This window comes from Kitasatospora sp. NPDC004799 (genome assembly GCF_040609095.1).
Taxonomy (GTDB): domain Bacteria; phylum Actinomycetota; class Actinomycetes; order Streptomycetales; family Streptomycetaceae; genus Kitasatospora.
The window spans coordinates 1-8,201 of the sequence record NZ_JBEXJK010000370.1; the positions used below are offsets into that span (position 1 = coordinate 1).

Annotated in this window: 8 protein-coding genes and 1 pseudogene; 8 read left to right on the forward strand and 1 reads right to left on the reverse strand. The window is 73.6% G+C overall.

What is annotated here, in order from left to right:
• Positions 1 to 95, forward strand: a pseudogene (locus ABZW03_RS32430) (sugar transferase); the annotation flags it as partial.
• Between the two features lie 9 nt (positions 96 to 104).
• On the opposite strand, the gene ABZW03_RS32435 reads toward ABZW03_RS32430, so the two are convergent.
• Positions 105 to 776, reverse strand: a complete 672-nt coding sequence (locus tag ABZW03_RS32435) for a DUF461 domain-containing protein (RefSeq protein WP_355266332.1) — start codon at positions 774 to 776, stop codon at positions 105 to 107.
• A 427-nt stretch (positions 777 to 1,203) separates the two neighbouring features.
• On the opposite strand from ABZW03_RS32435, the gene ABZW03_RS32440 reads away from it, so the two are divergent.
• The 7 genes from ABZW03_RS32440 to ABZW03_RS32470 form a co-directional block, all read left to right on the forward strand.
• Positions 1,204 to 1,686, forward strand: a complete 483-nt coding sequence (locus ABZW03_RS32440) for a CarD family transcriptional regulator (protein WP_014136563.1) — start codon at positions 1,204 to 1,206, stop codon at positions 1,684 to 1,686.
• A 298-nt stretch (positions 1,687 to 1,984) separates the two neighbouring features.
• Entirely contained in the window at positions 1,985 to 2,740 is a 756-nt protein-coding gene (ispD, locus tag ABZW03_RS32445) for a 2-C-methyl-D-erythritol 4-phosphate cytidylyltransferase (protein WP_355266329.1), read from the forward strand.
• Positions 2,730 to 3,230, forward strand: coding sequence for a 2-C-methyl-D-erythritol 2,4-cyclodiphosphate synthase (ispF, locus tag ABZW03_RS32450; RefSeq protein WP_355266314.1), 501 nt, complete (start codon positions 2,730 to 2,732; stop codon positions 3,228 to 3,230). Before ispD ends, ispF begins: the two co-directional genes overlap by 11 nt.
• A 201-nt stretch (positions 3,231 to 3,431) precedes the next feature.
• Positions 3,432 to 3,827, forward strand: coding sequence for a PPOX class F420-dependent oxidoreductase (locus ABZW03_RS32455; protein WP_355266317.1), 396 nt, complete (start codon positions 3,432 to 3,434; stop codon positions 3,825 to 3,827).
• A gap of 138 nt (positions 3,828 to 3,965) precedes the next feature.
• Entirely contained in the window at positions 3,966 to 5,360 is a 1,395-nt protein-coding gene (gene cysS / locus ABZW03_RS32460; RefSeq protein WP_355266320.1) for a cysteine--tRNA ligase, read from the forward strand.
• A 137-nt stretch (positions 5,361 to 5,497) separates the two neighbouring features.
• A complete protein-coding gene (gene rlmB / locus ABZW03_RS32465; RefSeq protein WP_355266323.1) occupies positions 5,498 to 6,490 on the forward strand; it encodes a 23S rRNA (guanosine(2251)-2'-O)-methyltransferase RlmB in 993 nt (330 codons plus the stop codon).
• 247 nt (positions 6,491 to 6,737) lie between these two features.
• The coding region (locus ABZW03_RS32470) for a DoxX family membrane protein (protein WP_355266326.1) at positions 6,738 to 8,201 on the forward strand (1,464 nt) is incomplete at its 3' end.

An 8,201-nucleotide genomic window follows, 5' to 3' on the forward strand; every position in this document is an offset into this window, starting at 1 on the left:
CCTCGATCGAGGACCGGGCCCGCTTCGACAACCGCTACATCGAGAGCTGGAGCCTCTGGCAGGACGTCAAGATCCTGTGCCGCACCGCGGTCCTGCGGGGTGGGTCAGTGCGCGGCCGGGACGGCCGGGGTGGTGGCGGCGCCGGCCGGGACGGCGGCACCGGTGGCCGGGGCGCCCGGGGTGGCGGCGCCGGCGGTCGGCGCGGGGGCACCCGGGGTGGCGGTCTTGGCGGGGGTGGCGGTCGGGGACGGGGTCGGCCCGAAGCCCTTGTAGAGGCCGCGGCCGTGCTCGCCCGAGTCCGGGCTCACGCCGGCCTGGGCCTCGACCTTCTGGCCGTCCTTGAAGGTGAAGACGGTCGGAGCGAAGCCGCCGACGTGGACGGTCGCGGAGGCGAGGGTGGCGGAGGGGTTGCCCTGGCCGCCGATCGCGACCGAGCCGCCGGCCGGGACGACGATGCTGGACAGCGGCGCGCCGGCGGCGTCCGCGAAGGTGGCAGCGGCACCGCCGACGGTGACGGACTGGAGCTCGGCCGGCGTGTTCGCGCTGTTGCCGATGTTCACGACGACGTTGGCGGGGCCGGTGTGGTCGCCGGAGGCGTGCTCGCCGGTGACGACCACGATGTTGTTGAGCCGGAGGTTCGTTCCGAGGGTCGCCGCCGCGTTGTCCGGCTTGATCTGCAGGGTGTCCGGCGTGTTGCCGGCGGCGCAGGAGGACAGCGAGGCGATGGCGATGGCGGCGAGGGCGGCGATGCTGCCGCGTCGAAGGCTGCGGCTCACGGCGGCGGCTTCTCCTAGGTCACGTGTCGGGTGGTCAGGTCTCAGATTATCGACCTCGCTTATGCGCTCCTCACGGGGTGGTCCCCGTGTCGCACTCCCGGGGGCCGCCGGGGGCCGTCCGGCGGTACGTCCGGCATGTCCTGGTCACTCGACGGACAAGGTTCGACCAAGATCGAATAACGATTGGGTCGCGACCTGGAAAGGGGTGAAAGCTCAAGATCCAATCATGGTTGCCGGGGTGTTGCGCAAGGGTTTCGCCGAACCCCGGAACCGCCTCCGACCTGCGGGAAGCCCCTCTCGAACACCGGTCGCAGCACGTCATGGGGGTCCTTGTCAAGCCCCGAGACCGGCCCTGACCTGCGAAAACGCCCTTCGGGTGGGCCGAGAAGCGTGTTATTCTGGAAAGCCACGGAAGGGGTCCTGTCACATGACGTTCAAGGTTGGCGACACGGTGGTCTACCCCCATCACGGGGCCGCGCTGATCGAGGCCATCGAAACTCGCCAGATCAAAGGTGTGGACAAGACCTACCTGGTGCTCAAGGTGCAGCAGGGAGACCTGACGCTCCGCGTGCCCGCCGAGAACGCGGAGTTCGTCGGCGTGCGCGATGTAGTCGGCCAGGAGGGTCTGGACCGGGTCTTCGAGGTGCTGCGGGCACCGTACACGGAAGAGCCGACCAACTGGTCCCGTCGCTACAAGGCGAACCTGGAGAAGCTCGCCTCGGGCGACGTCATCAAGGTCGCCGAGGTCGTCCGCGACCTCTGGCGCCGCGAGCGCGAGCGCGGCCTCTCGGCCGGCGAGAAGCGGATGCTCGCGAAGGCGCGCCAGATCCTCGTCAGCGAGCTCGCGCTGGCGGAGAACACCAACGAGGACAAGGCGGAGACGCTGCTCGACGAGGTCCTCGCCTCGTAGCGCGCGCCACCGCAGTGCGGTCGGGCTGCCGCCCAACGCTCACAGCGCCCGGTGCCGGCGCGCCACTCCTCGGACGAACCGTCCGGGAGCGGCGCAGTGGCACTTCGGGCGCTGAGGCATGTCCGGACCACGCCACCCGCCCGAGCCGGCCCAGGCCGGCAAGACCGTTTCTGCACCCGCTGACTTCGCGGAGCCTGCGGAGTTGTGCGGCGGACGGTGGACCGTGGTTCTTCGGAAGGGGCCCGGTGCGCCCGCCGGGCACGCCATGGCCATACCCACTTCGCCGAAGGAGTGAAACCTGAACGCGTCAGGAGCAGTCGCAGCAGCAGTGGTGCCCGCCGCCGGACGCGGTGAGCGGCTGGGGCCCGGGGCCCCGAAGGCCCTGCGGGAACTGGGGGGCGTGCCGCTCCTGGTGCACGCCGTCCGGGCCCTGGCCCGCAGCCGGGCGGTCGGCCTGGTCGTGGTCGCCGCACCCGCCGACGGGGTGGCCGAGGTGGTCGCCCTGCTGGACAGCCACGGGCTGGACGGCAAGGACATCCGGGTGGTGGCCGGCGGGGCGACCCGCCAGGAGTCGGTCCGGCTGGGCCTGGCCGCGATCCCGGACGAGGTCGGGATCGTGCTGGTGCACGACGCGGCCCGCCCGCTGGTCCCGGTCGAGGTGGTGGACACCGTCGCGGCCGCCGTCCGGGCCGGGGCGCGGGCCGTGGTGCCCGCGGTGCCGCTGGCCGACACCGTGAAGCGGGTCGAGCCGAACCCGGGCCACCCCGAGCCGGTGCTCGACACGCCCGAGCGCGCCACCCTGCGCGCGGTGCAGACCCCGCAGGGCTTCGACCGCGCCACCCTGGTCGAGGTGCACGCCAAGGCGCTGGCCGAGGAGAGCGCGGGCACCGCCGACGCGCCGCCCGTCACCGACGACGCCGGCCTGGTCGAGCGCTACGGCGGCCGGGTCGTCGTGGTGCCCGGCCACGAGGAGGCGTTCAAGGTCACCCGTCCCCTGGACCTCGTGCTCGCCGAGGCCGTACTCGCCCGCCGGAGGGCCGCCGATGCCTACTGACCCGCAGACCCCCGTGATCCCTCGCGTCGGGATCGGCACCGACGTGCACGCCTTCGAGGCCGGCCGCCCGCTCCGGGTGGCCGGGCTGGACTGGCCGGACGCCGAGGTCGGGCTCGCCGGGCACTCGGACGCCGACGTCGCCGCGCACGCCGCCTGCGACGCGCTGTTCTCGGCCGCCGGGATCGGCGACCTGGGCGCCCACTTCGGCACCGACCGCCCGGAGTGGGCCGGCGCGCCCGGGGTGAAGCTGCTCGGCGAGGCCGCCCGGCTGGTCCGCGAGGCGGGCTTCGAGATCGGCAACGTCGCGGTCCAGGTGATCGGCGTGCGGCCGAAGATCGGCAAGCGGCGGGCCGAGGCGCAGGCCGCGCTGTCCGAGGCGGTCGGCGCCCCGGTGTCCGTCTCCGGCACCACCACCGACGGGCTGGGCCTGACCGGCCGGGCCGAGGGCCTGGCCGCGATCGCCACCGCCCTGGTGTACGAGCGGCGTTGAGCCGGTCGCGGCGGGAAGCGGGCGGCGGGCGGCGGGCGGCGGGAAGCGGGCGGACGGAAGCGGGTGCGGTCGCGGGCGCGGGAAGAACCCGCGCCTGACGGGCGTTCACCCGGTGTTCCCGGGGCCCGAGTCGCTAGTGTTCGGCTCGGGCCCGTACGGGGCTTCCGCTCGGGCCGCACCGCCGACGAGAAGAGGTAATCCGTGACCGCCCAGCTCTCCGACCGCGCCAAGGCCCTGCTCGACGACAAGAGCTTCGCCGTGGTCTCCACGATCCAGCCCGACGGCAGCCCCCAGTCCTCCGTGGTCTGGGTCAAGCGGGACGGCGACGACATCCTGTTCTCCACCGTCCAGGGCCGTCGCAAGCACCTCAACCTGGAGCGGGACCCGCGGGTCTCGATCCTCGTCAACCCGGCGGACAACCCGTACGAGTACCTGGAGGCGCGCGGCGAGGTCTCGCTGACCACCGAGGGCGGCCGGGAGCTGATCGACGAGCTGGCCGCCAAGTACCGCGGCGTGGACACGTACACCTGGGACGGCCCGGACGACGTCCGGGTGGTCGTCCGGCTCACCCCGAGCAAGGTGGTCGGCAGCATCTGACCCCCGCCCGCGGCCCCCGCTGTCCCGGGACCACGCCCCCGCTGTCCCGGGACAACGCCCCCGTTTCCCCGGGACCGCGCCCCCGTTGTCCCGGGGAATGTGGCGGGGCACCCCCCGCTGCCCACTACGCTTGACGCTGTGAGCATTCGTCTGTACGACACCAGCACCCGCCAGGTACGCGACTTCGTCCCGCTTGTACCGGGTTGTGTCTCGATCTACCTGTGCGGCGCTACCGTCCAGTCGGCGCCACACATCGGGCACATCCGGTCCGGGCTCAACTTCGACATCATGCAGCGGTGGTTCGCCTACCGCGGCTACCAGGTGACCTTCGTCCGCAACGTCACCGACATCGACGACAAGATCATCGCCAAGGAGCGCGAGCTCGGCACGCCGTGGTGGCAGATCGGCTACGCGAACGAGCGCGCCTTCAACGACGGCTACGACGCGCTGGGCTGCCTGCCGCCGACCGTCGAGCCGCGGGCCACCGGGCACGTCCCCGAGATGATCGAGATGATGCAGGGGCTCATCGCCAAGGGCCACGCCTACGCGGCCGAGGGCAACGTCTACTTCGACGTCGAGTCGTACCCGGACTACCTCGCGCTCTCCAACCAGAAGCTGGCCGACCTGCGCCCCGCCGTCGGCGACGCCGAGCTCGGCAAGCGCAACCCGCACGACTTCGCGCTGTGGAAGGCCGCCAAGCCGGGCGAGCCCAGCTGGGAGACCCCGTGGGGCCGCGGCCGTCCGGGCTGGCACCTGGAGTGCTCGGCGATGGCCCACAAGTACCTGGGCGCGGCCTTCGACGTCCACGGCGGCGGGCTGGACCTGATCTTCCCGCACCACGAGAACGAGATCGCCCAGTCCAAGGCGTACGGCGACGACTTCGCCAACTTCTGGGTGCACAACGCCTGGGTCACCATGGCCGGCGAGAAGATGAGCAAGTCGCTGGGCAACTCGGTGCTGGTCTCCGAGATGGTCCGGGCCTGGCGCCCGATCGTGCTCCGCTACTACCTGGCGGCCCCGCACTACCGCTCGATGATCGAGTACAGCGAGGAGTCGCTGCGCGAGGCCGAGGCCGGCTTCGGCCGGATCGAGGGCTTCGTCCAGCGCGCCGTGGAGCGCTGCGGCACGGTCGACGCGGCGGCCGAGGTGCCGCCGGCCTTCGCCGAGGCGATGGACGACGACTTCGGCGTGCCGCAGGCGCTCGCCGTCGTGCACACCGCCGTCCGTCAGGGCAACAGCGCCCTGAACGCGGACGACAAGGAGAGCGTGGTGGCGCGACTGGCCGAGGTCCGTGCGATGCTCGGTGTACTGGGCCTCGACCCGCTCGACCCGCACTGGGCCGGGACGGAGCGCGGCGAGGACCTGCACGGCGTGGTCGACTCGCTGGTCCGCCTGGTCCTGGACCAGCGGCAGGCGGCGCGCGAGCGCAAGGACTTCGCCACCGCGGATGCCATCCGCGACCAGCTCGGCCTGGCCGGGCTGGCGATCGAGGACACCCCGTCCGGCGCGCGCTGGACGATCAACAGCCAGTAACCCCATCCGACGATCGGGGTGATGGGTGGGCCGTACCGGACCGGTGCGGCCCTCCCGCATGACGTAGCGCATGCCGACGACCGCCACCGGGCAGACCGGGACGGCCGCGGCATGCCGGACAGACAGGAAGTACAGCCATGGCCGGCAACAGCCAGCGCAGGAACCGCCGCAACCCCGGATCGAAGAAGGGCGCGTCTGTCGGTACCGGCGGGCACAGCCGGAAGGCCCTCCAGGGCAAGGGCCCGACCCCGCCCGGCGAGGAGCGCAAGGGCCACCCCAAGCAGCGCGCCGCCAACGCCGCGCTCAAGCGCGAGCGGGACGCCAAGGCCCGGGCCGGCATGCGCCGGTCCGGCGGCGGCGGTCGCGGTGGCCGCGGCGGCGCGGGCAGCGCCGAGCTGGTCTTCGGCCGCAACTCGGTGGTCGAGGCCCTGCAGGGCGACGTGCCGGCCAACGCGCTGTACGTCCAGCAGTTCATCGACACCGACGACCGGGTGCGCGACGCCTTCCAGGCCGCCAACGACCGCGGCATCCCGTTGATGGAGGCCCCGCGGGCCCAGCTGGACCAGATGACCGGCGGGATGAACCACCAGGGCCTGGTGCTCCAGGTGCCGCCGTACGAGTACGCGCACCCCGAGGACCTGCTGGAGGAGGCCGCCGACGCCGGCCAGGACGCGCTGATCATCGCGCTGGACGGCGTGACCGACTCGCGCAACCTGGGCGCCGTGGTCCGCTCCGCCGCCGCCTTCGGCGCGCACGGCGTGGTCATCCCCGAGCGCCGCGCGGCCGGCATGACCGCCGGTGCCTGGAAGACCTCCTCCGGTGCCGCGGCCCGGCTGCCCGTCGCCCGGGCCACCAACATGACCCGCACCCTGGAGGCCTACCAGAAGGCCGGCCTGATGGTGGTCGGCCTGGCCGCCGACGGCGAGGCCGAGATCGGCGACCTGGAGCTGCTGACCGGCCCGGTGGTGATCGTCGCGGGCAGCGAGGGCAAGGGCCTGTCCCGGCTGGTCTCGGAGACCTGCGACATGCGGGTCCGGATCCCGATGTCGGGCCTGACCGAGTCGCTGAACGCCGGTGTCGCGGCGGGCATCGTGCTGTACGAGGCCGCGCGGCTGCGTGCCAAGCGCTGAGCGCTGAGCGCTGAGTGCTGAGCGCTTGGCGCGGGCGGGGCGCGGCTGAGCGCTGCTCCGGGTACGGCTGAGCGCTGAGCACGGTCGGGGAGCGGAGCGCAGGCGATCTTCCGAATTCCCCGCAATCCGAGTGGAAGGCGATCGGGCCCTGATCGGGCCCGATCGCTTTTTTCATGATCACTTCAATTGTGCGCCGGACAGCCACCCGGGAGAGTGTCCTAAGCGGCCGTCACCCGGTTAGACGGGCGTGGACACCAGAACACCTCGGCGCCCCCTGTTCGGCAACGGCAGCACCGGGATAGACGCGGGCCCCGGCCTCAACACCGTCAAGGTGGAGTCGGACCCTTCGCGGCTCAGCAGCACCCAGGCGAGCTTCAAGCTCCGGCTCAGCGCCCCGGTGGCGCCGCTGATCGAGGCCCCGGCCGGACTGCTGTCCACCGGCGCCGCGTTCGGCGACCCGTACGCCAACCAGGGCCTGATCCGCCGTCCGCTGGTCACCCCGCAGGTCGTCGTGCCCGCCTCCGCCGTCCCGGTGCTGGCCGGGGCCGAGGTCGGCGGTGCACCGCGCCGCAAGGGCCGGGTCACCGCCGTCACCTGGACCGGCCAGGCGCCCCCCGGGGACCTCGCGGCCACCCAGCTGCTGGAGGCGGTGCGCCAGGGCGGCACCCCGGCCGGCGGCGTCCGCCTGGTCGACGCGGACACCCAGCTGCTGCCGTCCCTCGCGGGCGCCCGGGCCCTCCCGCGCCAGCCCCGCGAGGGCGCCGGCACCGCCACCGACGCGGGCGTCGGCCCGGTCGGCGAGCCGCACGGCTGGACCCCGAGCGGCGAGCTGCCCGAGGTCTCCGCCGTCGACGCCGAGGGCCGCCAGCCCTGGTACCCGGGCCGCCGGGTCGACCTCGGCCTGGTGCTGCTGCCGCTGCGCGCCGTGCTCGGCTCGCTCTCGGTCTACGCCGGGTTCAGCAAGCTCTGCGACCCGGTGTACTTCGACGGCGGCGAGCGCGGCTCGATGATGCGCTGGCTCTCCTCGCTGCACCCCTGGAAGGTCGCCGAACCGCTGCTGGCCTTCGCCATGGCGCACCCGGTGGGCGCCGGCCTGGTGGTGTCGTTCACCCAGGTCGTGGTCGGCGTGCTGACCGTCCTCGGCCTCTGGCAGCGGTTCGCCGCGGGTGCGGCGATGGCGCTCTCCGCCGCGCTGCTGTTCACCGTCAGCTGGCGGGCCGTCCCGGTCTACGACACCCCGGACCTGATCTTCCTCGCGGCGTGGAGCCCGCTGCTGATCGCCGGGGCGCCGTTCGCCTCGCTGGACGGGCGGCTCAGCCTGGAGGCCTGGCGCCGGTTCGGCGCGGACGCGCCCGGGGCGCTGCGCCGCCGGGTGCTGCGCCGCGGCACCGTCGTCACCACGGTCGTGGTCGGCCTGACCCTGCTGCTCGGCTCGATGCTCGGCGCCGCCGTCCGCACCGGCGCCCGGGCGCACCAGGCGCCGGACCGTCCGGCCACCGACTACGGCACCCCGGTCTGGCCGTCCGGCAGCCCGTCCGGCGCTCCCGGCGGCAAGGGCTCGTCCACCACGCCCCCGCCCGCCGCGCCGCGTCCGGCCACCCCGACGCCGAGCGCGCCCGACCCCACCACCGTGGCGTACCTGGTCGCCCAGTTCGAACGCGACTGGGCCCGCGGCGCACCCGCCGCCCGCCACCTCGACCCGCCCTCGGCC

Excerpts from the sequence above, each read along its gene's own strand:
- ABZW03_RS32440 (WP_014136563.1), top strand. The coding sequence starts at position 1,204 with ATGACGTTCAAGGTTGGCGACACGGTGGTCTACCCCCATCACGGGGCC.
- rlmB (WP_355266323.1), top strand. The coding sequence starts at position 5,498 with ATGGCCGGCAACAGCCAGCGCAGGAACCGCCGCAACCCCGGATCGAAG.
- ispF (WP_355266314.1), top strand. The coding sequence starts at position 2,730 with ATGCCTACTGACCCGCAGACCCCCGTGATCCCTCGCGTCGGGATCGGC.